At 63.9% G+C, this 21,054-nt stretch carries 20 protein-coding genes; 6 read left to right on the forward strand and 14 right to left on the reverse strand.

Features of this window, described 5'->3' with window-relative positions; all coding sequences use genetic code 11:
- Positions 1-103: 103 nt before the first annotated feature.
- Positions 104-565 (forward strand): preQ(1) synthase, encoded by a 462-nt coding sequence (gene queF, locus NKJ23_RS26690; protein ID WP_023674394.1) that lies wholly within the window; start codon positions 104-106, stop codon positions 563-565.
- Between the two features lie 14 nt (positions 566-579).
- Here the strand turns inward: queF and NKJ23_RS26695 are convergent, their stop codons facing one another.
- From NKJ23_RS26695 to NKJ23_RS26720, 6 genes are all read right to left on the reverse strand, one after another.
- The gene (locus NKJ23_RS26695; protein WP_352569803.1) at positions 580-1,365 is read right to left on the reverse strand and encodes an alpha/beta hydrolase; all 786 of its coding nucleotides are present in this window, start codon (positions 1,363-1,365) and stop codon (positions 580-582) included.
- Between the two features lie 110 nt (positions 1,366-1,475).
- Positions 1,476-2,660 (reverse strand): mandelate racemase/muconate lactonizing enzyme family protein, encoded by a 1,185-nt coding sequence (locus NKJ23_RS26700; protein WP_352683470.1) that lies wholly within the window; start codon positions 2,658-2,660, stop codon positions 1,476-1,478.
- A gap of 11 nt (positions 2,661-2,671) precedes the next feature.
- Entirely contained in the window at positions 2,672-3,229 is a 558-nt protein-coding gene (locus tag NKJ23_RS26705; RefSeq protein WP_352683472.1) for a hypothetical protein, read from the reverse strand.
- A gap of 4 nt (positions 3,230-3,233) precedes the next feature.
- On the reverse strand, positions 3,234-3,713 hold the full coding sequence (locus tag NKJ23_RS26710) for a DUF3828 domain-containing protein (protein ID WP_352683474.1): 480 nt from the start codon (positions 3,711-3,713) through the stop codon (positions 3,234-3,236).
- A gap of 105 nt (positions 3,714-3,818) precedes the next feature.
- Positions 3,819-5,468, reverse strand: coding sequence for an ABC transporter substrate-binding protein (locus tag NKJ23_RS26715; RefSeq protein WP_352683476.1), 1,650 nt, complete (start codon positions 5,466-5,468; stop codon positions 3,819-3,821).
- A gap of 41 nt (positions 5,469-5,509) precedes the next feature.
- Complete coding sequence (locus NKJ23_RS26720) at positions 5,510-7,060, reverse strand: trimethylamine methyltransferase family protein (RefSeq protein ID WP_352683478.1); 1,551 nt, start codon at positions 7,058-7,060, stop codon at positions 5,510-5,512.
- Positions 7,061-7,152: 92 nt separating this feature from the next.
- Here NKJ23_RS26720 and NKJ23_RS26725 point away from each other — a divergent pair, with 92 nt between their 5' ends.
- Complete coding sequence (locus NKJ23_RS26725) at positions 7,153-8,055, forward strand: LysR substrate-binding domain-containing protein (protein WP_023674388.1); 903 nt, start codon at positions 7,153-7,155, stop codon at positions 8,053-8,055.
- Positions 8,056-8,072: 17 nt separating this feature from the next.
- On the opposite strand, the gene NKJ23_RS26730 is transcribed toward NKJ23_RS26725, so the two are convergent.
- Positions 8,073-9,062 (reverse strand): zinc-dependent alcohol dehydrogenase family protein, encoded by a 990-nt coding sequence (locus tag NKJ23_RS26730; RefSeq protein WP_352683480.1) that lies wholly within the window; start codon positions 9,060-9,062, stop codon positions 8,073-8,075.
- Positions 9,063-9,165: 103 nt separating this feature from the next.
- Between NKJ23_RS26730 and NKJ23_RS26735 the strand changes: the two genes are divergently transcribed.
- Positions 9,166-10,068: a LysR family transcriptional regulator gene (locus NKJ23_RS26735; protein ID WP_352683482.1), complete on the forward strand. Its 903-nt coding sequence runs from the start codon at positions 9,166-9,168 to the stop codon at positions 10,066-10,068.
- Between the two features lie 603 nt (positions 10,069-10,671).
- On the forward strand, positions 10,672-12,522 hold the full coding sequence (mutL, locus tag NKJ23_RS26740; protein ID WP_352683484.1) for a DNA mismatch repair endonuclease MutL: 1,851 nt from the start codon (positions 10,672-10,674) through the stop codon (positions 12,520-12,522).
- A 205-nt stretch (positions 12,523-12,727) separates the two neighbouring features.
- On the opposite strand, the gene NKJ23_RS26745 is transcribed toward mutL, so the two are convergent.
- Positions 12,728-13,621: a DMT family transporter gene (locus NKJ23_RS26745; RefSeq protein WP_352683486.1), complete on the reverse strand. Its 894-nt coding sequence runs from the start codon at positions 13,619-13,621 to the stop codon at positions 12,728-12,730.
- Between the two features lie 90 nt (positions 13,622-13,711).
- Here NKJ23_RS26745 and NKJ23_RS26750 point away from each other — a divergent pair, with 90 nt between their 5' ends.
- Positions 13,712-14,638 (forward strand): LysR family transcriptional regulator, encoded by a 927-nt coding sequence (locus tag NKJ23_RS26750; protein WP_352683488.1) that lies wholly within the window; start codon positions 13,712-13,714, stop codon positions 14,636-14,638.
- Between the two features lie 234 nt (positions 14,639-14,872).
- Positions 14,873-15,106 (forward strand): DUF2093 domain-containing protein, encoded by a 234-nt coding sequence (locus NKJ23_RS26755; protein WP_031211156.1) that lies wholly within the window; start codon positions 14,873-14,875, stop codon positions 15,104-15,106.
- A gap of 251 nt (positions 15,107-15,357) precedes the next feature.
- On the opposite strand, the gene lpxK is transcribed toward NKJ23_RS26755, so the two are convergent.
- The 6 genes from lpxK to NKJ23_RS26785 form a co-directional block, all read right to left on the reverse strand.
- The gene (gene lpxK / locus NKJ23_RS26760; protein WP_352683490.1) at positions 15,358-16,386 is read right to left on the reverse strand and encodes a tetraacyldisaccharide 4'-kinase; all 1,029 of its coding nucleotides are present in this window, start codon (positions 16,384-16,386) and stop codon (positions 15,358-15,360) included.
- Position 16,387: 1 nt separating this feature from the next.
- Positions 16,388-17,704, reverse strand: coding sequence for a lipid IV(A) 3-deoxy-D-manno-octulosonic acid transferase (gene waaA, locus NKJ23_RS26765; RefSeq protein ID WP_352616932.1), 1,317 nt, complete (start codon positions 17,702-17,704; stop codon positions 16,388-16,390).
- Positions 17,701-18,480 carry a lysophospholipid acyltransferase family protein gene (locus NKJ23_RS26770; protein WP_352683492.1) on the reverse strand — a complete coding sequence of 260 codons (780 nt, stop codon included), beginning with the start codon at positions 18,478-18,480 and terminating at the stop codon, positions 17,701-17,703. The genes waaA and NKJ23_RS26770 overlap by 4 nt, the downstream gene beginning before the upstream one ends.
- 5 nt (positions 18,481-18,485) lie before the next feature.
- Positions 18,486-18,731, reverse strand: a complete 246-nt coding sequence (locus tag NKJ23_RS26775; RefSeq protein WP_023674378.1) for a DUF4170 domain-containing protein — start codon at positions 18,729-18,731, stop codon at positions 18,486-18,488.
- Between the two features lie 74 nt (positions 18,732-18,805).
- Positions 18,806-19,612 carry a 3'(2'),5'-bisphosphate nucleotidase CysQ gene (locus tag NKJ23_RS26780; RefSeq protein ID WP_352683494.1) on the reverse strand — a complete coding sequence of 269 codons (807 nt, stop codon included), beginning with the start codon at positions 19,610-19,612 and terminating at the stop codon, positions 18,806-18,808.
- A complete protein-coding gene (locus tag NKJ23_RS26785) occupies positions 19,599-20,942 on the reverse strand; it encodes a TldD/PmbA family protein (RefSeq protein WP_352683496.1) in 1,344 nt (447 codons plus the stop codon). The genes NKJ23_RS26780 and NKJ23_RS26785 overlap by 14 nt, the downstream gene beginning before the upstream one ends.
- Between the last annotated feature and the right edge of the window lie 112 nt (positions 20,943-21,054).

Consider the following 21,054-nt stretch of genomic DNA (forward strand, 5'->3'; position numbering starts at 1 on the left):
TGTTTCAAATTGTGCTAATGAGCGGCAAATTTTTGTTTTTACGCATGTCGCTGTCCCAAAATCGCTGCGCAGTTTTGGGCGACATGCAGCAAGGAACCTGCTCATGACCGATACGAAAAACCTCACCCAGCTCGGCACCAACGTCGAGGCGCCACAGAGCCCTGAAGCGGCAGTCCTGGAAACCGTGCCGTTTTCGCGCGGCGACGGCCCGCCGGCCATCGTTCGCTTCACCTGCCCGGAATTCACTTCGCTCTGCCCGGTCACCGGCCAGCCGGACTTCGCCCATATCGTCATCGACTACGCACCCGATGCGCTGCTGGTGGAATCGAAGTCGCTCAAGCTGTTCATGACCTCGTTTCGCAACCATGGCGCCTTCCACGAAGAATGCACCGTCATGATCGGCCGCCGCATCATCGCCGCGACCAAGCCATTGTGGTTGCGCATCGGCGGCTATTGGTATCCGCGCGGCGGCATTCCGATCGACGTGTTCTGGCAAACCGGCGCGCCGCCGGAAGGTGTGTGGCTGCCCGACACCGGCGTCGCCCCCTATCGCGGGCGCGGCTAATCGGACGGAGCGGCTCACCTGATCCCGGTCCGGCACAGGTTGGTCTCCAGGAAAGGCATCACCGCGTCGCGGTACCGCTGTTGGTCATAGCGATAGAGATCAACATGCCGCGCGCCGTCGAACCAGACCAGCTTTGCGTCAGCGCCTGCCGCATCTTTCAACGCCAGTGTCTGGCTGCGAGCGACAAACGGATCCGAATTGCCTGCTAGCAGCAATATCGGCCGATCAATCGCGCCGATGCGATCGACCGGCCTGACATCATCTACCCCGAAGCCAAGGCGGAGCTGCATCTGCGCCAAGAGGATGGTCGCCTGTACGTCGCGCAACATAGGCAAGGGCGCTCGCAACGCCGTGGTTTCCAGCAAAGTCGCGTAGAGCTGCTCCAGGACATAGGCATCGGCATGCTCCTGCTGAGCGCCAAATACAAAAGCAGCCGCACCGAGCGACGAGCCGATGGCCGCCACCTTGCGACCGGCGAAGCGTTGCCGCGCAAAGGCGAGGATGCGGCTGGCGTCCTGCCGTTCGATGTAACCAAAGCCTCTGATATCGCCGCCGCTTTCGCCATGTCCCGACAGATCGAACAGCACGATCGAGTAGCCGCTTTCGAAAAGCAGCTTCGCTCTTGGAACCATGGCCAGCTTGTTTGAACCGCGTCCGTGTAACAGCACGATTGTTCCGCAACTGTCCTGCCGATCCGCCACCCAACCGGCAAGATCGGGCGCGCCCTCCTGCTTCAGAACGATGCGCTCCACCGGTAACCCCACAGGCAGCGTGAAGCTTTGCTGAGGCACGCGGGCCACCGCGCGGCTTCCTGCCTCCCAGGTGACAGCGCAGGCCAGGACGCAAACCGCCGCGAATAAAGCAACCACGACAGGACCTCTTCTCATCGATCGGTCACGTGCACTTCGCATCAGTTGAGCGGCAGCCGCCGGTAACGGCCGGGACTGTTCGGATCGCTGAAATGGTGCATCGGCCCGTGTTCGGCAAAGTGCGCTGACCAGCGTTTCATTGCCGCCGGGGCGAGTTCGACACCCAGCCCGTCACCTTCCGGCACGCGCACCGTGTTGGCGATCTGTTTGAACGGGCCGTCCTTGATCACGTCGCCGATCTGCCAGCGAAACAGGGATTGCGACGCCTCGGTGATCCATGGCGTTGCCGCCACGACGTGCAGATAAGCCGATGTCATGATGCCGAGATCGTTCGAATAGCACCAGAACCCCTTGCCCATCGCCTCACAGGCGGCGATGAATTTCAGAGTTTTCGATAATCCGCCGAGTGCTGCGAAATTGCAGACGAAGTAATCCGGCGCACCGAGCGCGACTGCCCGTCTGAGATCCGGAATGTGCGTGGAGAACGGAATGCGCGAATGCTGGCGCAGCGCTGCCATCTCCTCGAAGGTCGCGACCGGATCCTCGTAATTGCGGATGTTGAACGGCTCGATCTCGCCCAGCACCCAGCGCGCTGTGGTCAGCGACCACTGCATGTTGGAATCGAGTTTGATCTGCGCTTTATCGCCAAGCGCCTCGCGCAGCATGCGCACTGTCCTGATCTCGAGCTCGGGATCGCCCATGATCAGCTTGCCCTCGAAGATCGTCGAGCCGTGCTGTTCTCGCATGCCGAGACAGTAGTCGACGATCGCTTCGGCGGTCATCTCGCCGCCGGCTCCGCCTTGAGCGGGGCGAAAGGCGAAATATTCCGAAAACGGAATGTCCTTGCGCACCGCGCCGCCGAGCAGCTTGTAGAGCGGCATGCCGAAGACCTTGCCTCTTATATCCCACAGCGCCAGTTCGACGGCGCCGAACGCCACCGTGGCTGCATTCTCGCCGGTGTTGGCGGTAATCTGCCAGGGCGGCACGCAGCGCGCCTCGCAATCGGCGATGTCGAGCGGATCGGCGCCAATCAGCGCCGGCGCGATCTCGGCCTTGATCACCTCGCCGAAATGCCACCATGGCGCCTCGCCCAGTCCGACCACGCCTTCGTCCGTCTCGACCTCGATGATCGATTTCGAGGCGCCGCCGTAGAGACCAGCCGTCCACCAAAACGGAGCATCGAGCGGGACGTTGACGTGGGTGACGCGGATGTTGCTGATCTTCATCGGTTCCGTTCTCACTCGCACTGGTATTGGCTGAGCGCCCATTCGCCGGTCACCGAGAGCAGGTCGGATATCTTCCAGTCGCCGTCGATCTTTTTGAACTTCCATTCCAGCCGGTGCGGATTGCCGGAGACGACAAAAGCGACGACGACCTTGGCCTCGTCGCCCTTGACCGCTTCGATGGTCTTCAGGCTCTTGTCGATCTCCGCCTTTTCGTATTCGGAATTGTCGAGCGCCATGTTGGGATCGAGGCACTCGCCCTGCCCCGACTTCCGCAGCGCGTCGCTCTTGTCGAGCACCGACTTTGCCGGGTCGGTGAAATGGCCCCGCTGAGCCGGATCGACCTCGAGCCCGGCATGCTCGTAGAACGGCTTCACCACCGCGGTCGGCGAGCCCGGCTGCACGGGTGCGGCCGGCGCGTTTTCTGCCGGCGGCAACACTGCCGGCGGGGGTGCCGCACTGTCGGCCGGCGCGTTTGCGGGCGGCGCGCCCAACAGGCCCTGAGCGGCGACGCTGCTCAATCCGGCCAGCAGGCACGCAGTCGCCAGAACCCAGGGACGGCAGCGGAGCACGGCATCACTCCGGGGGCTGCCCGGCCAGGCATTCGAGCGCACTCAGTGTCCAGCCGCTGGTCTTCGAGGTGATGTCGGCGATCTTCCACTGGCCGTCGACCTTCTTCAACGACCAGACCATTTCGCGTTTGGACTCATCGCCTTCCGGGAAAAGGTTGAACGTCGCCGTCACCTCGGCGCTGTCGCCGTCCAGCGTTTCGGCCAGCGTCAGCGTCTTGGCCACGGTCTTCTCGTCATAGTCCTGCGCATCGAGACCTGGGGCGAAGTCGATGCAAGGAACTTCATCCGGATGGTTCTTTGCCGCATTGTCGTTCAGTTCGAACAGTTTCGTTACCGGCGCGGTGAAGCGGTCGCGATATTGCGCATCGGCCTCGAATTTGACCGACGGGACATAAAAGAACTTCACGGCGTTGGCAGCAGGGCCGGCAAACGCGGCCGCCGGCACGGCCATCGAAAGCGCGGCAACAAAAAGTGGCAGTTTCATGGGTGTCCCCGATTGTTCACTGACGGAAGCTATCAGTACCACGCATCTTGCCCGTCGGCTTTCTTGCGGTCCATGAAATCCTGCAACGCGTCCTCTGCTGGCAACTCAGGCGTTCAGCCAGACATTCTGGAGATCCATCTCGAAGGTTTGGTGGACACCGTAGTTCTTCACCTTCTCGTTCATGTGGCTGAACAGCTTCTGCCAAAACGGCTGAATGATGACGCCCGAATCCTGCAGGATCTGCTCGATGTCCTTCATGACCTCGCGGCGCTTTTCCACGTCGATGAGCGAAAGAGCCTGCTTGAGCTTGGCGTCGAAATCAGGGTTCGAGTAGCCGGTTTCGTTCCAGGCCTCGCCGGTGCGATAGCCGAGCGCCAACACCTGTACGCCAAGCGGGCGCATGTACCAGATGGTCATCGAATAGGGGTATTTCGTCCAGTCGTTCCAGAACGTCGACCCCGGCAGCACGGTGCGCTTCACTTTGATCCCGGCATCGCGCAACTGGCCGGCAATAGCGTCGCCGGTGTTCTTTTGCCAATCGTCCTCGACGGTGATCAGTTCATGCTCGAAGTCGTCCTGCCCGGCATCGGCCATAAGCTTCTTGGCGCCCGCGGCGTCGCGTGTCTTCTTGGGCAGCGCGTAGTATTCCGGATGAATCGGGCTGACGTGGTGGTTTTCACCAACAGTGCCTCGCCCGGCGTAGCCAAGTTCGAGCACCGCTTTGTTGTCGACGGCCATCTGGAGGGCGTTGCGAACCCGCTTGTCGTCATAGGGCTTGTTCGTGATGTTGGTCCGGGCGACGAGCGTGGTCGCTGTCGCGACCTCCGATTTGACCAGCCCCATCTTGTCGAGAATGTCTATGAAGTCGGCCGGCGTCTCGAAGTTGAGGTCGATTTCGCCGGAGTCGAATGCATTTATCGAGGCGTTGAAATCGGTTCCGTAGTCGATGAATTCGACGCCGTCGAGAAGCGCTTCACCGCCCCACCATTTGCCATTCTCACGACGTTTGACGACCGCTTTCTGGCCGACCGCATAAGACACCAGTTCGAACGGCCCGGTGCCAATCGGCTTCTCAATCGGATTGGCGCCGTCGGCGTCGAAGTTGCGATGGACCACCAGCGCCGGATAGTCGGTGAAGTTCGGGATCAGCGAGATGTCCGGCTCGTTCAGCTTCAGCTTCACCGTGTTGTCGTCGACCCTGGTGATCGCCCCTTCCCTGGCCTTGCCGGTCTTTGCATCGATCAGCGCACCGACGCGCGCGGCCATCGAATTGCCGGCGGCCGCCTTCTCGCACCAGCGCGTCAGATTGTAGGCCACGTCATCGGCGTTGAAAGCATCGCCGTTGTTCCAGGCGATGCCCTTGCGCACGTGCAGCACGTATTCGGTGGCGTCGTCGTTGACCTCCCAGCTTTCGAGCAGAACCGGCTCGAATGTGAACTGGCGGGTGTAGCGGACAAGCGGCTCGAGCCAGCAGCGTGAAATGTTCGCAAGTTCCACCCAGTCGTAGGTGCGCGTGTCCTTTTGCGCCTTCACCGACATCGAAACGTGCAGCGTTCCGCCTTTCTTCGGCTCTTCAGCCAAAGCCCGCTCCGGCACGGCAAGTCCAATCATGCCGTAGGCAAGGGCCGTCGATGCGCCGAAAGCGCTTGCCAGGGCCAGAAACTCCCGCCGGTCGACGCGACCGGCGCGCGCCTCGCTGGCCATTGCTTCGATGGCGCTCGGTACGCGATCGCCGTTGCTTCTGAAGAGTGTCATTTTTTCCTCCCTTATGGTTCGCATCGGGTCTTCGCCCGTGATCAACTAACGCTGTCCGGCAGTTTCTCCTCGCGCCGCGCAATCAAATCTTTGAGACCATCGGCGATGCCCTCATCGAGCTTCGGCTCCTCATAATCGGCGAGCATGTTGCGCGCTTTCTCGCGGCCGCGGGTGTCGTGGTCCTTTGCTCCTTCCGCCTTCCACTGTTCGAACGAATTGAAGTCCATGATGCTCGGTATGAAGAAGGCGGACTCGAAATGTTCAAGCGTGTGCTGGGTGCCGAGGAAATGGCCCTGTGGTCCGACCTCGCGGATAGCCGCCATAGCCTCCTTGAAATCGTCGAATGGCAGCCCGCCAGCATATTTGTACCAGCCGACAAGCTGCTCGCAGTCGGTGGCAAATTTCGAATAGCCGCAGGTCAGGCCGGCCTCGAGCCAACCGGCAGAGTGCCAGATGTAGTTGGCGCCGGCAAGGATGGCGGCATGCATCAGCATGTTCGCCTCGTAGCCCGCCTGGGCGTCGTTCAGCTTCGAGCCGACATGGAAACCGGACGTGCGCCACGGCAGACGATACTTCCGCGCCAGCGCGCCCATGAGATACATCATCTGGGCCGCCTCCGGCGTGCCGCCCATGGGAGCGCCGGTCTTCATGTCGACCGTCACCATGAACTGTCCGTAGATCTGCGGCGAACCCGGACGCAGGAGCTGTGTGAACGCGACGCCCGCCAGCGCTTCGGCATTGACCTGCGCGACCGCACCGACGGCAGAGGCCGAAGTCGAGGCGCCGCAAAGGGCGAAGGGGGCGAGGATCAGCGGCTGGTTGTGGCGCGCATAGACTTTCATCGCGTCCAGCATGGTGGCGTCCCACACCAGCGGCGAATTGCAGTTGGTGATCGACACCAGGACCGGGTTGTCGCGGACATAGTCCTCGCCGAACACGATGCCTGCCATCGCCATCGTGTCTTCGGCTCGATCCTTGGAGGTCACGATGCCCATGAACGGCTTGTCGGAGTGCTTCAGCGCCGAATGGATGATGTGGAGGTGACGTTTCGGCACCGCGATTTCCATCGGCTCGCAGATGATCGAGCTCGACGAATGCAGCGCCGGCGCCATGTAGGCGAGCTTGTGGAAATTGTTGAGGTCGGCGAGTGTGCCGTAGCGCCTGTTGTTGTCGAGGTCGCGCACGTAAGGCGCCCCGTACATCGGCACGAAGACGGAGTTGTTTCCACCCACACGTACGGAACGCTGGGGATTCCTCGCATTGAGCGTGAACTCCGACGGGACCTTCGAGATGAGCTCCATCAGCAGGGCGCGGTCGATCCGGACCCTTGTCTCCGAGACATCGGCGCCCGCCGCCTTCCACATTGCGATCGCCTCATCGTCGCGGAACTCGCATCCCACTTCTTCGAGGATGGAGAGCGACTCCTGGTGGATCAGCTCAACCGCCTCGTCCGGAACCATCTGATAGACGGGAATCTGGCGGACCAGGGTTGGAAACGACGCTATGGGCGCGCCCCGCAGCGCCTTGCGCCCCAGGCGGCCACCGCTGCGGCGGTTGGTGTGTTCGCTCACTTCAACGGCCGGTGCGTTCATGAAGGCTCCATATTCCTGTTGGTGACCAATCTAGCCAGACAAAATGCGGCTGTGACGCTGGAAAATCCTGATCTCTTGTATAAGCTCAGCTTATGCGAAGCTTGCGCCACCTGCTGCCGTCAGCCGGCAGCCTGATCGTTTTCGAGGCCGCCGGGCGGCTGTCGAGCTTTACCGCCGCCGGGCGCGAGCTCGGCATGACGCAGGCTGCCGTCTCCTATGCGATCCGCGGGCTCGAAGAGCAGCTCGGCGCGAAACTCTTCCAGCGCCGCCACCGGCAAGTCAGCCTGACCGAGGCCGGCGACCGCTTCCATGCCGACGTCTCGCTCGGCCTGTCGCACATTCGCAAGTCGGCGGAGGATCTGCGCCAGATCGCCGTCGGTGCGCATGTGACGCTCGCCGCCTCGACCGCCTTCGCCTCGTTCTGGATGATGCCGCGCCTGCAGCAGTTTCGCGACGAATTGCCGGGCATCGACCTGCGCATCCAGACCGCCGACCGCGATCTCGACATCATCGCCGAAGACATCCCGCTCGGCGTGCGCGGCGGCGAGCCCAAGGAATGGCCGGATTATCATTCGCTGCCGCTGGCCGATGAGGTGATATTCCCCGTTGCCGGCGTTAGTTATGTGGCACGGTTCGGGCTGCCGGAGCGTGTCGCGGACCTTCAATCGCACCGCCTTATCCATCTTGAAGAGCCGTTTCGCGAGGCCGCGAGCTGGGACGAATGGTTCGCCTCGGCCGGTGTCGACATCGCCGATGCCGGACGCGGCTTGCGCATCAACGACTATGCGCTGGTGATCCAGGCAGTCATGGAAGGGCAAGGCATCGCGCTCGGCTGGGGTCACCTCGCCGAGCGGCTGCTGGCATCAGGGCTGCTGGTGCGCGTCACCGGCCACACGATGACGACCGGCAAGGGCTTTCATGTCATCTGGTCGAAGAACCGCGAACTCAGCGACAACGCCCGCAAGGTGCGGGACTGGCTGGCGGCGCAGGCGTGAGGCCGATAAATGCCCGGTCAAACCGTCACGACGATCTTGCCGAATTGCTCGTTCGATTCGAGATAGCGGTGCGCCTCGACGATCTGGTCGAACGGAAAGGTTCTGGCGATTGCCGGCTTCAGCGAACCCGAGCTCAGTCCGTCAAGGATGAACGCCTTGGCGGCCTGCAGCCGGACCGGATCGCGCACGATCTCATGGACGAGATAACCGCGCAGCGTCAGTGTCTTTGCCAGCACTGCAGGTAGCGGAAAGGGTGTCGGGTCGAGGCTCAAGCCGCCATATTCGATGAGAATGCCACCCGGTGCCATCGCTGCCGTCAGTGGCTCGAAGATAGGGCCGCCGACGGCATCGAACACCACGCGCACGCCGTCCGGGCCGGCGATTCGCTTCAGCCTGGCTTCCAGGTCCTCCTCTGCCGAGGCGATGACGTGGGCCGCGCCGAACTCAAGCAAAGCCCGCTTCTTGGCGGATGTCCGTGTGACCGCGATCGGGATCGCGCCAATCATGTTGGCGATCTGGATCGCGGCAAGTCCGACGCTGCTCGAGGCCGCGGTAATGACAATAAAGTCCTCGCTTTGGAATTTGGCAATGTCGATCAGCGCACCGTAGGCGGTGAGATATTGCATCCACGCTGCGGCGGCTTCTTCCCAACTCAGCGATGGTGGATGCTTGACGACGAGCTCGGCGGGGTATGTGGCAATCTCACCATAGGCAGGCCAGCGGGCCATCGATAATGGCGGCACGATGCTGACGGCATCGCCAGGCGCAAACCCGTCCACGCCTTCGCCGACCATCTCGACGATACCCGCCGCCTCGAGCCCAAGACCGGAAGGCAACGGCGCGGTCTGGATGTAGGTCCCCGAACGCAGCAGCGCCTCGGCGCGGTTTATACCCAACGCCTTGACGCGGATCTGAATCTCACCGCTCGCGGGCGCAGGCGTGTCAACATTCTCGATGCGCAGGACCTCGGGACCACCGAGCTCATGAAAGCGAACGACACGTGCCATCGGTCACAACTCCAAAATATTTGAACTGAATCAGCTATGCCAGCGCTCATCAGGCGGATAAATAGCCGCTTGAGTAGATCAGCAGAAACTGTAGGTTTTGAATATGGATCGCCTTACGAGCATGGCCGTGTTCGTCAAAGCCGTCGACCTGGGCTCGTTCGCAGCCGCGGCGGCGGCTCTCGATCTGTCCGGGCCGATGGTCGGCAAGCATGTCCGGTTTCTCGAGGAGCGCCTGAGCGTGCGTCTCATCAACCGGACCACGCGCCGCCAAAGCCTGACCGATTTCGGGCGCGCCTATTATGAACGCTGCCGGCTGGTGCTTGCCGAAGCGGAGGCCGCGGATGCACTCGCCGCCGACCAGCTTGCCGAACCGCGCGGAAAGCTGCGTGTCCTCATGCCGGTGCATTTCGGCCGGCGCTGCGTTGCCCCGATCCTGTTCGGGCTTGCGCAGCAATATCCGGCGCTGGAACTTGACCTATCGTTCAGCGACACGCTCGCCGACCTCGCCGAAGACGGCTGCGATCTTGCCATTAGAACGGGCGACCTGGAGGACCAGGCCGGGCTGATGGCGCGTCGCATCGCGCGCCAGCACATGGTCGTCTGCGCGTCCCCGCCCTACCTCGACCGGCACGGCGAGCCACATGAAATAGATGACCTCGGCAGCCATCACGCGATCATCTACCGCCGTTCCGGGCGTGCCGTTCAGCCTTGGCTGTTTCCGCGCAATGGCCACCCCGCGATTGAGGTCAGGCCAGTCAGCAGATTGCGGCTCGACGACCTCGATGCCATCGCCGATGCCGCGGCCGCCGGCATGGGGCTCGCGTGGCTGCCATACTGGATGGTTCGCCAGCGCATCCAGGCGGGCGCACTTGTCCCGCTGTTGCCGGAACAATCCCGGTTTCTCTACGACGTTCATGCCCTGTGGTTGCAGACGCCTCATCTGCCGATGAAAGTCCGCCTTGCCGTCGATGCACTGTCGGCAGCGCTGCCCAAGCTCATGACTTGAATGCACGGTCGCGGTTATCTGCGTGGATTTCCTCGAGAACGACTCGACGCAAGCGCAAGCCGTTCGAGGCGAGGCTTCGTCGATGGGCTCGGCAGCGCCGCTATCGATCCGCTCGCGCCTCGCATTGGGCGACAGTGCCCCCGAGATCCGCATCGAGGGTGTCCGCGATCGAGCCTGCGGCGGCACCTGCGGCGCAGTGGTAGAAACACGAAACTATATGGTCAGGTTTCGAATATACAGGAGATAAAATAGAAAAACTGTTAGCAATATCGAAATAACCGTCCAAATAGTAAACCAAATTATTCTCGCAATACGACTCTTTCGACGCTGTATCCATCGAGCGAAATTTACCATCAAGTAATCTAGGATGACGTCCAAATGTCGCCTCCAACGGCCATTCGCTTCGGATTTTGGCCTTCGCCCGACTAATTCTAATAAGTCAATTGGGGGCCAAGCCCATTCACTTCAACAATATTCCTATCTCTACATCGTGGCGGGACAGCACCCCCCTCTGGCGGAGCAACGGAGCAGTCTCACTGCCTTGCTACGGTCAACGCTATTCTCCCCCTCTCGCATCGACCACGAATCCGCCTATAGTGCCCCATGCCCATCCGCCAGCTTTCCGAAACGATGATCAACCAGATCGCCGCCGGCGAAGTCATCGAGCGTCCGGCAAGCGTGGTCAAGGAACTGGTCGAGAACGCGCTCGATGCCGGTGCAAGCCGTGTCGAGATCGTCACCGCCGGCGGCGGGCTGAACCTGATCCGCGTCAGCGACGACGGCTCGGGCATTCCGGAAAAAGAACTGGCGCTGGCAATTGCGCGCCATTGCACCTCCAAGCTCGCCGACGACATTCACGACATCCGCTCGCTCGGCTTTCGCGGCGAGGCTTTGCCGTCAATCGGCTCGGTGGCGCGGCTGTCGATCCGCTCGCGCACCGCGTCCAGTGAAAACGCCGCCGAGATCGGCATCGACGGCGGCCGCGTCTCCGCGGTCCGGCCGGCGGCGGCCAATCGCGGAACCACGGTCGAGGTGCGCGACCTGTTCTTCGCCACGCCCGCAAGGCTCAAATTCATGAAGGGCGAGCGCGCCGAAAGCTCGGCCACCGGCGACGTGGTCAAGCGCATCGCCATCGCCTTTCCCGCCGTGCGCTTCACCCTGGCCGGCCCGGACCGCTCGACGCTGGAACTGCCGGCGACCGACGACAGCCCGGAAGGCCGGCTGCGCCGGGTGGCGCAGGTGATGGGCGCCGACTTTTCCGACAATGCGATCGCCATCGACGCGATGCGGGACGGCGTGCATCTCGCCGGCCATGTCTCGGTCCCCTCCTTCACCCGCGCCAACGCGCTGCAGCAATACGCTTACGTCAACGGCCGCCCGGTGCGTGACAAACTGATCGCCGGCGCCATTCGCGGCGCCTTCGCCGACGTGCTGCCGCGCGACCGCCATGCCGTCACCGTGCTGTTCCTGACGCTCGATCCGGCGATCGTCGACGTCAACGTCCATCCGGCCAAGGCAGACGTGCGCTTCCGCGACCCGGGGCTGGTGCGCGGGCTGATCGTCGGCGCTATCCGCGAAGCGCTGGCCAACGCCGGCATCCGCGCCGCCACCACCGGGGCCGCCGGCATGATGGCGGCGTTCCGGCCAGGCGCCGCATCCTATGCGCATGGCGGCCCGGCCAACGGTCACCGCAGCTACGAGGCCGCCTATCGGGCATCGGGCTTTTCCGGGTTCGATCCTGCCCGTTCGCCGCAGCGGCCGCTCGATATGGGCGACGGGTTCGGCGAGGACGAGCAGGCGGCCTTCGACGCCGGGCCGCTGCACAGCGCCGATGCGCGCGCCGGGCAAAACGAAGCGGCGGAAACGCTGCTCGGCACGGCGCTGGGCGCGGCGCGCGCGCAAGTGCATGAGAATTATATCGTCGCCCAGACCAGGGATTCGCTGGTCATCGTCGACCAGCACGCGGCGCATGAGCGGCTGGTCTACGAGGCCTTGAAGAACGCCCTCCACTCACGCGCGGTGCCGTCGCAGATGCTGCTTCTGCCCGAGATCGTCGATCTGCCGGAAGAAGACGCCGAACGGCTTGCCATCCACTCCGAGACGCTGGCCCGCTTCGGCCTCGGCATCGAGCGCTTCGGCCCCGGCGCCGTCGCGGTGCGCGAGACGCCGTCGATGCTCGGCGAGACCAACGTCCAGCAGCTGGTGCGCGATCTCGCCGACGAGATCGCCGACAACGACACGGTCGACACGCTGAAGGAGCGGCTGGACAAAATAGCCGCGACCATGGCCTGCCACGGCTCGGTGCGTTCCGGCCGCCTGCTCAAACCGGAAGAGATGAATGCGCTGCTGCGGCAGATGGAGGCGACGCCGGGCTCCGGCACCTGCAACCATGGCCGCCCGACCTATATCGAGCTCAAGCTCGCGGATATTGAGCGGTTGTTCGGGCGGCGGTGAGAAACTCGCAGGGCGCAGCCCCCACCCGGACCTTCGGTCCGACCTCCCCACAAGGGGGAGGTAGGGAGCCTACCCGCCGACGCCTGGCGAGGAGCTTACCCTCCCCCTTGTGGGGAGGGTCGCTGCGAAGCAGCGGGGTGGGGGTACGAAAAGAGCCGCTGTACAGCGGCTCTTTTCGAGTCAGGCATAGCCCCAAACCCTTTGCTTATCTCTTCAAATTCACCACAATGACGCCGCCCAGCGCCAGCGCCCCGCCGATTATGCCGAGCAGCGTCGGCACCTCGCCCAGCCAGAAGAAGCCGATCAGCGTCGCCATCGGCGACACCAGATAGAGGAAGTTCGAGGCACGCGCCGCCGGCAGCCGGGAAAGTGCTGTTGCCCACGCGGCATAGGCGATCAGGCTGGGCACGATGCCGAGAAAGATGACCGCGCCGAGCCCGGCCGTATCGGCGACCGCCGCCTGCGCCAGACCGCTCGGCAGGAACGGCGACAGGCAGAGCGCGCCAAGCACCATATTCGAGGCCGAGATCGTCAGCGGGTGATGGTGGGCAAACAGCGGCTTCTGGACGATGGTGTTGACGGCCGAGCACAGCGCCGAGCCGAGGACAAGCAGCGCACCATTGTTGAAATGCAGCCCTTGCCCCTCGCCCATGGCGATGATGCCGATACCGGCGAAGGACAGGAATGTGCCGGCCCAGGCCAGGCCCGAGAAGCGTTCGCCGAGCAGCGCCATCGCCATGATGGCGGTGAAGATCGGGCTGACATTGATGATGAAGCCGGCCGCACCGGCCGAAACGGTCAGCTCGCCGAAATTGAGCATCACCGTGTAGAGTGCGACGAAGACGGCACCACCGAAGACAAAGCGCCAGAGTTCATCGAGCCTGGGCAGTGCCGGCCGCTTGACCGCGAGGAAGATCGCCGCCGGAACCGCGGCGATGGCAAAGCGCAGCGCGCCAAGTTCCAGCGGCCCGAAGGCGGCAAGGCCGGCGCGGATCGCCGGAAAGGCGGAGGCCCAGCCGACGACCGTCAGCGCCACCGCGATGGCAGCCGTGACATCCATGCGCTGTGTCGTATTCAACGTGCCGGTGTAAGCGCTCATCTGGGTGTCCTCGCGATCCAATGCCATGAAGTAAAGAAACGCTATTGCAGGTCGGTTGACAAACGAACAAATCGAGGATCACCTGTGACTATGGATCACAGCTCAGACTCGTTGCTGCCGCTCGAAACGCTGCGCGCCTTCGACGCCGCGGCGCGGACCGGCAGCTTTTCGGCGGCGGCCGAGAAGCTCAACATCACCCATGGCGCCGTCAGCCGGCAGATCGCCAAGCTCGAGGGCTGGCTCGGGCTGAAAGTCTTCGATCGCGGCGCGCGCGGCGTCTCGCTGACCATCGAGGGCAACCGCCTGCATCTGCGCACCGCCGAAGCCTTCGCCCTGATCGCCAGCAATTCGGATCGCTGGGTTGAGCCGCGCGGCACGGCGGTGGTGCGGCTGACCTCGATCCCATCGGTCAGCGGGCTGTGGCTGATGCCACGCATGGCGGCGCTGGAGAACCACCCGTCCAAGCTGCGCATCGTGCTCGACGTCGACATCCGCCAAGGCGATCTTGCCGACGAGGGCATCGACCTGTCGATCCGCTGCGGGCGCGGTCGCATTCCGGGCCGGATCTCGGTGCAGCTTTTCGAAGAATATGTGTTCCCGGTCGCCTCGCCGGGACTGGCCAGGGAGATCGGTCGCGGAGATCCCGCCCGACTGCTCGAATTTCCGGTGATCAATGATTCCGACGCTTCAGCCTGGCGCGCCTGGTTTGCGGCGCAGGAGATGGACTATCGGCCGCGGCCGCACGACCGCCGTTTCGAGGACTACAACCTCGTGCTCGACGCCGCCGCGCACGGGCTCGGTATTGCGCTGGCACGTCCGCCGTTGACGGTGGACCAATTGAAATCGGGCCGCATCGTCGCCGTAGACGAGCGCAGTGCGCTGAGCCCGATATCTTACTGGCTCGACCGGCCGCTGGGGCGCCCGCGCGCCGCCGCCGCCGAACTCGCCCGGCGCATCGCGGTCCAGGCCGGGCTGCCAGCGGAGAAGATCGAAGAGTTTATCATCGCCGAGGAATGAGATGCCTAAGGCGCGTCGCGTTCGACCGGCCTGATGCGACGTGCTTCAGGTTCTTGTGTTTATGCATGTCGTTATCGCAAAACCGCTGCACACTTTTGCGCGACATGCATTGGCATCCGGTTTGCCGGCTTGTTCGAGCAAGTGCCACCAGAAACAGAACCAGGCAAGGCCAACCGAGCTTGACCTCGCCGCAATTTGTGGCGATGACATCGTCATGAATTTCGGCACCACCCCATGATGAACCGTTTCGAAGGTCCCGGCGGCAAGGAAGCCCGCATCCGCTATCTCGATGGCGACTTCCAGGTGACCAGCCCCGGCGCCTTCGTGCGCTGCGCGGTGACCGGCGAGAGCATCCCGCTCGACGAGCTCAAATACTGGAGTGTCGCCAGGCAGGAACCCTATGTGAACGCCGCCGCCTCGCTGCGCCGCGAGATCGAAGCGCATCCGGAACTGCGCCGCCGACGCTAGTCCAGCGCAATGAAAGCCGCCCCGTTGCGATCCTGCGCCCTCTGCCGCGGTGTCAGGCCGGCAACACCGAAACCTTAGAGGCTATCTTGAAATAAAAAAACCGCCTCGGGCTCGAGGGCGGGTCACCGGCGAATCATCACCGTACCCAAATTACTAGCATAGCTGCCGGCACAAAGCAGGAACAAAATACGCTCGACCGGCGGAAAGCTGCAAATTTCAGTCCTACATCGCCTCGGTGCTCAAGCTGCTGGTCAGCCCCTCAGCCGGCGCTGCCGCCAGGCATCCAGCGTCTCGTCGATGATGCGTTGCGGCACATGGTCGAGCTCGAAGACGGTGTCGATCTCCAGCACATCGAGCCCGTCGAGGAATTCCGGCGGCGCCGCGCCGTGACGCAGGCGGGCAGCGTCCTTGGCGGTGGTAATGAGGCCAACCCCGGCTTTACGCGCCGTCGCCGCCAATTCGGCAAGCTCGTCCTCGCCATAGAAATGATGGTCAGGAAACGATTTGGTCAGCGCAAGCTCGCCGCCGGCCTCGCTTACCGTGTCGAAAAACTTATCGGGATGACCGATGCCGGCGAACGCCAGGAAACGCCTGCCGGCCAGCGTCACCTTGCTGCTCGGCGCGGTATGCGCCTCGAAGATCGGCCTGCCGGCGCGCGCTGCCTGGCGAACGACCGTGTCGGCCGCGGTGCCCTCGCCCATCTTCAGCAAGGCGCTGGTGAAGACCAGCTGGTCGACGATGTTCGCCCGCAGGGGCCCGCCGGGGATGACGCGGCCATTGCCGATGCCATGGCGCGCATCGACAACGACCAGCGCATAGTCGATGTGGATGCGCGCGCTCTGAAAACCGTCATCCATGATCAAGAAATCGCAGCCGAGCTTCTCCAGCAGAAGCCTGGCGCCGGCGGCCCGGTTCGGCGTCACCGCGACCGGCGCGTGTTCGGCCAGAAGCAGCGGCTCGTCGCCGACATGCTTGGCGGCGTCGTGGTGCGGATCGACGATATGCGGCTGCGCGAAGGAGCCGCCATGGCCGCGCGACAGGAAGCCCGGATTGAGCTGCATGCGCCTGGCCTGCTCGGCCAGCGCGATCGCCACCGGCGTCTTGCCGGTGCCGCCGACGGTGAAGTTGCCGACGCAGAGCACCGGCGCCTCGACCTTTTCGCGCGGCGCGTGCCGCATGCGGCGACCGGCGACAAGCGCATAGATGACGGAAAGCGGCGACAGCGCCGTGACCCGCCAGTCCGGCTCTTCCCACCAGAAGGGTGGCGCTTCCGAGGTCACGTCAGCGCCCGTTCGCGCCCTTCAGGCGCGACTTGACGACCAGCGGCTGGATATAGGGCTCGAGCGACCTGAGCGTATGCGCCAGCGCACCGCGCATCTCGTCGACCGTCGCCGCACCCGCCGCCATCATCTCATGGCGGGCCGCCTCGTTGGTCAAAAGGAAATTAACGGCGCCGGCCAGCATATCGCGGTCGCGCACCAGCTTGGCGCCGCCGCTATCGAGCAGGCGCTGATAGGCCTCGCGAAAATTCTGGACGTTGCGGCCGGCAAGCACCGCCGTCTCCAGCATGGCTGGTTCCAGCGGGTTCTGGCCGCCCTCGGAAGTCAGCGAACGGCCGACAAAGGCAATTTCTGTCAGCCTCAGATAAAGCCCCATCTCGCCGATCGTGTCGCCGAGCAGAATATCGGTGTCGGCGGTGATCCTGTCGCCCTTGCTGCGCTGCGCCAGCTTCAGGCCCATGCCGGAAATCTGGGCGGCCAGCTGCCCGGCGCGATCGGGATGGCGCGGCACGATGATCGTCAAAAGCCCGTGGTGGCGCTTGTGCAGCATGGCGTGAACTTCGGCGGCGACCGCCTCTTCGCCGTCATGGGTCGAGGTCGCCGCCCAGGTCGGGCGACCGCCGATCTGGCGTTTCAGCGCCGCCAACGCCCGCTCGTCGGCCGGCGGCGGCGCGGTGTCGACCTTGAGATTGCCGGATACGGTGACCGGCCGGGCGCCGAGCGACAGGAAGCGCTCGCCATCGAGATCCGACTGGGCGACGACATGGGCAAGATTTTCGAACAATGCTTCGGCAATGTTGGCGCGCTTCTTCCAGGACTTGAAGGAGCGGTCGGACAGCCTGCCGTTGACCAGAACCTGCGGCACGCGGCGGGCGCCGAGTTCCAGGATGGTCATCGGCCAGATCTCCGATTCGGCGATGATCGCCAGGTCCGGCTGCCAATGGTCGAGGAAGCGGCTGACCGCCGGCTTGAGGTCGAGCGGCACATATTGGTGGATGATGCGGTCGCCCAGCCGTTCTTCGGCGACCTGCGCCGAGGTGACCGTGCCCGTCGTCAGCACGATGTTGACGCCGTAATCGAGAATGCTCTCGACCAGCGGCACGACGGCGATGGTCTCGCCGACGCTGGCTGCATGGATCCAGATCACCGGGCCTTCGGGACGCTCGCGTCCGGCGACGCCGTAGCGTTCACGCCGGCGAATGCGGTCCTCCTTGCCTCTGGAAGTGCGCCAGGCGACGTAAGGTCCGACCAGCGGGTAAGCGGCGGCCCCGGCGAAGCGGTAGGCCGTCAGGAAGGCGCGGGCCCAGCGCATACTCATTTCGAACCGTCCACAAGGCGATAGGCCTCGGCGGTCGCGGCATTGAGCGAGGCCGTGACCTCCTGGCGCTTGCGTTCCATTTCCGCGGCGTCGGCGTTGGCCGGCACGAAGACAGGCGTGCCGACGACAATCGAGGAGCGGCCGAAGGGCAAGTTGATCGTCGTCTTGTCCCAGCTGCCCTCGATCACCTTGCGGCGGCTGGTGGCTATCGCGGCAGGCAGGATCGGCCGGCCGGACAGCCGCGCCAGAAGGACGACGCCGAGCCCCGCATCGCGCGACGTGCCGTGGGGAATATCAGCAATCATGGCGACATTCTTGCCGGTGGCGAGCGACTTTTTGAGGGCGATGAGCGCCTTGGCCCCGCCCTTGTCGAGATGCCTTGCGCTTTCGCGCCCGCCAGAGCCGCGCACCGCCTCGATGCCGAATTTCTCGACCATCAGCGCGTTGAGCTCGGCATCGGCGCTGCGCGATACCATGGCAACCAGCGGCCGTCCCTTGGGATAGTAGGCCGGGGTCAGCAGGTGCTGGCCGTGCCAGAGCGCGATGATGCCAGGCTCGAGCTGCGCATAGGCGCCGCCGGAAAACTTGGCCGATCCGTCAACCATGCGGTTGGTCAAGCGGACAAGGCGGACGAAATACGCAAACAGCGCGGCAAGCGCATTCTTGACGAATCGCGACTGCGCCAGCGGTTCGCGGATCTTGCGCCAGAACGTCTTCGGCTTGCGACGTCTGACCGCCGACCGCGGGGCTGATCGCTTGACCGCTTCATGGTTCATCGATGTCAACCGACAGCCTTGTTTTCGGGGTCGAGCAGGCGGTGCAGGTGAACGACGAAATAGCGCATATGGGCATTGTCGACGCTAGCTTGCGCCTTGGCCTTCCAGACGGCGTGCGCCGATTGATAGTCCGGATAGATGCCGACAATATCGAGCGCGTCGAGATCGCGGAATTCGGTGCCGCCCAGCTTCTTGAGTTCGCCGCCGAACACCAGGTGCAAAAGCTGTTTCTTTCCGTCTTCAGCGGCCATGTCGATCCTTCACATATCGTGAGTTTGGGACAGGTCTAGACCAAAGCCGCCGACTTTGGAACTATTGATAGTGGTCAATTGTCCAGCCCGGCGATGACGCCGGCGAGCACGGCGAGGAGTTCGCCGCTGCCGGCGGCGAGCGGTCCGTGACGGATCACTTCGCCGGCATAGAGCGGCGCGCGGCCATGCCGATCGAGCAAGGCGCCGCCTGCCTCGCGCAGGATGAGATCGGCCGCGGCGATGTCCCAGTCATGCGCGTTGGCCTTGACGAAGGTGGCATCGAGCTGGCCGCCGGCGATCATCGCCAGCCGGTAGGCGAGCGAAGGAATATAGAGCACGCGCTTCAGCCGTTTGTGCCATTTCGCCGGCATCAGGTCGATCATCGCCTTCGGTCCGGCGATTTCGGCCGTTCCCGACGGCGGACGCACGCTGATGCGCCTGCCATTCAGGAACGCGCCCTCGCCCGGCAGCGCCCAATAGATTTCGCCCTTCGCCGGGCAGTCGAGCACGCCGGCAAGCGTTCGGCCGTTCTCGACCACAGCGACGCTGACGCACCATGTGGGCAGCCCTTCGAGGAAGCCGCGCGTGCCGTCGATCGGATCGACGACAAAGGTGCGGCGCGCGATGAGCCTTACCGGGTCGTCTACGGTTTCCTCCGACAGCCAGCCATAATCCGGCCGGGCCGCCAGCAAGGTCTCGCGCAGATATTTGTCGGCGGCGTGATCGGCTTCGCTGACCGGCGAGGTGCCGCCCTTCATCCACACCTGCGGATTGTTGTTGAAGTACTGCATGGCGATGAGCCCCGCCTCGCGGGCGGCATCGCGCAACAGCTGCAGGTCTTCAGTAGCGCCGGCCGAGACGGCCGGGTCAAGCTCCGGCAAGGGTCATTCCTTCGATCAAAAGCGTGGGCGCGGCAGTGCCGAAATTGCGGTCGAGATCGCTCGCCGGAACCATGTTGAGGAACATCGTCTTCAGATTGGAGGCGATGGTCACCTCGGCGACGGGATAGGCCAGCTCGCCATTTTCGATCCAGAAGCCGGAAGCGCCGCGGCTATATTCGCCCGTCACCATGTCGACGCCCTGGCCGAACACTTCGGTGACGTAGAAGCCGGTCTTGAGCGACTTGATCAGCTCTTCCGGCGTATTTTCCCCGGGCTCGATGGCGAGATTGGTCGACGACGGCGAGACCGACGAGCCGCTGCGCGAGCCGCGCCCATTGGTGACGAGGCCGAGTTCCCGAGCCGCCGAAGTCGACAGGAACCAGTGGTTGAGCACGCCCTTGTCGACCATGAACAGTTTTTCGCCCTCGACGCCTTCGCCGTCGAACGGGCGCGAGGCCTGTCCACGGCGCCGGAGCGGCTCGTCGGTGACGGTGATTGCGGCCGAAGCCACCTTCTTGCCCATCATGTCGCGGAGAAAGCTGGTCTTGCGCGCGACCGCGGCGCCATTGATGGCACCGGCAAGGTGGCCGGCAATGCCGCGCGCCACACGCGGATCGAACACCACGTCGACAGGCCCGGTCGCCGCCTTGCGCGCGCCAATGCGGCGGACGGCGCGCTCACCGGCCTTGCGGCCGATGTCTTCCGGCAGGTCGAGATCGGAAAAATGCTGGCGCGAGGAGAATTCGTAGTCGCGCTCCATGCCGGTGCCCTCGCCGGCGATCACGCTGGTCGAGCGTGAAAAACGCGAGGCGACGTAATGGCCGACGAAGCCGTGCGAGGTGGCGAGCACCAGGCCGCCAAGCCCGGCACTGGCGCCACTGCCGGCCGAATTGGTGACGCCCTTGACGGCAAGCGCCGCCGCTTCGGCGGCAAGCGCTGCTTCCTTCAACTGGTCCGCCGACACCTCGGTGGCGTCGAACAGATCGAGGTCGCGCGGTTTCTTGACCAGCAAGGCCGGGTCGGCGAGGCCCTGATAGGGATCCTCGGGGGACACCTTGGCCATGGCGACCGCGCGCTCGGCCAGCATATTGGGGTCGGATGCCGCCGTTGCCGAAACGCTCGCTACCCGTCTGCCGACGAAGACGCGCAGCGAGACGTCCTCGCTCTCGGACGCCTCTGTGCCTTCGACCTTGCCAAGCCGCACCGACACGCTGGTCGAGCGGCCGCGTACCGCAACGGCATCGGCGGCATCGGCGCCGGCCCGTTTGGCAGCCTCGACCAGGGCCGCGACGCGATCGGTCAGTTTCGCTGCGTCGAGCGTATCGGTCATGCGCATGATCCTGTTATTTCCGGCCGGCTGAAGGGCAGCCGCTGCTGCACCATCTATTGTCCCGATGCCGCTTCTGCAATGGGAGAAGCGGGCAAACCGGGTGCATCAAGCG

Origin of the sequence: Mesorhizobium sp. M0184, from assembly GCF_040322215.1 — a bacterium.
Classification (GTDB): Bacteria; Pseudomonadota; Alphaproteobacteria; order Rhizobiales; family Rhizobiaceae; genus Mesorhizobium.

Coding starts and splice junctions, on each gene's coding strand:
- queF (WP_023674394.1), top strand. CDS start 104: ATGACCGATACGAAAAACCTCACCCAGCTCGGCACCAACGTCGAGGCG.
- NKJ23_RS26700 (WP_352683470.1), bottom strand. CDS start 2,660: ATGAAGATCAGCAACATCCGCGTCACCCACGTCAACGTCCCGCTCGAT.
- NKJ23_RS26710 (WP_352683474.1), bottom strand. CDS start 3,713: ATGAAACTGCCACTTTTTGTTGCCGCGCTTTCGATGGCCGTGCCGGCG.
- NKJ23_RS26715 (WP_352683476.1), bottom strand. CDS start 5,468: ATGACACTCTTCAGAAGCAACGGCGATCGCGTACCGAGCGCCATCGAA.
- NKJ23_RS26720 (WP_352683478.1), bottom strand. CDS start 7,060: ATGAACGCACCGGCCGTTGAAGTGAGCGAACACACCAACCGCCGCAGC.
- NKJ23_RS26725 (WP_023674388.1), top strand. CDS start 7,153: ATGCGAAGCTTGCGCCACCTGCTGCCGTCAGCCGGCAGCCTGATCGTT.
- NKJ23_RS26730 (WP_352683480.1), bottom strand. CDS start 9,062: ATGGCACGTGTCGTTCGCTTTCATGAGCTCGGTGGTCCCGAGGTCCTG.
- NKJ23_RS26735 (WP_352683482.1), top strand. CDS start 9,166: ATGGATCGCCTTACGAGCATGGCCGTGTTCGTCAAAGCCGTCGACCTG.
- mutL (WP_352683484.1), top strand. CDS start 10,672: ATGCCCATCCGCCAGCTTTCCGAAACGATGATCAACCAGATCGCCGCC.
- NKJ23_RS26745 (WP_352683486.1), bottom strand. CDS start 13,621: ATGAGCGCTTACACCGGCACGTTGAATACGACACAGCGCATGGATGTC.
- NKJ23_RS26750 (WP_352683488.1), top strand. CDS start 13,712: ATGGATCACAGCTCAGACTCGTTGCTGCCGCTCGAAACGCTGCGCGCC.
- NKJ23_RS26755 (WP_031211156.1), top strand. CDS start 14,873: ATGATGAACCGTTTCGAAGGTCCCGGCGGCAAGGAAGCCCGCATCCGC.
- waaA (WP_352616932.1), bottom strand. CDS start 17,704: ATGAGTATGCGCTGGGCCCGCGCCTTCCTGACGGCCTACCGCTTCGCC.
- NKJ23_RS26770 (WP_352683492.1), bottom strand. CDS start 18,480: ATGAACCATGAAGCGGTCAAGCGATCAGCCCCGCGGTCGGCGGTCAGA.
- NKJ23_RS26775 (WP_023674378.1), bottom strand. CDS start 18,731: ATGGCCGCTGAAGACGGAAAGAAACAGCTTTTGCACCTGGTGTTCGGC.
- NKJ23_RS26785 (WP_352683496.1), bottom strand. CDS start 20,942: ATGACCGATACGCTCGACGCAGCGAAACTGACCGATCGCGTCGCGGCC.